This is a genomic window from Flavobacterium salmonis (genome assembly GCF_903819435.1).
GTDB classification, from domain to species: domain Bacteria; phylum Bacteroidota; class Bacteroidia; order Flavobacteriales; family Flavobacteriaceae; genus Flavobacterium; species Flavobacterium chungangense.
This window is the reverse complement of sequence record NZ_CAIJDP010000127.1, coordinates 1-208: the sequence shown is the minus strand read 5'-3', so window position 1 is coordinate 208 and position 208 is coordinate 1. Positions and strand designations below refer to the sequence as shown.

The window sequence follows — 208 nt, the reverse complement described above, 5'->3', positions numbered from 1 at the left end:
TCGTAAGGCTATTTTCAAGCGATTACTCCCTTTTGGCACGCGACTGCTGAGTACTTTTCCACCGCTTATTTTATTGTTTGGAGTAAGTCTGAGCCAACTTGCAAATTGCTTGGCTGTGCCGAATTTTTTGATCCCTTCTAAACCTACTTCGCTCATTAATGTAAGTAAGGTTTGATGGCTAAATCCTTCTATTTTTAACAAATCTACT

Annotated in this window: 1 protein-coding gene; it reads right to left on the bottom strand. The window is 38.9% G+C overall.

Going from position 1 to position 208, the window contains the following annotated elements:
* The coding region (locus FLACHUCJ7_RS25200) for a transposase (protein ID WP_180910978.1) at positions 1-208 on the bottom strand (208 nt) is incomplete at both ends.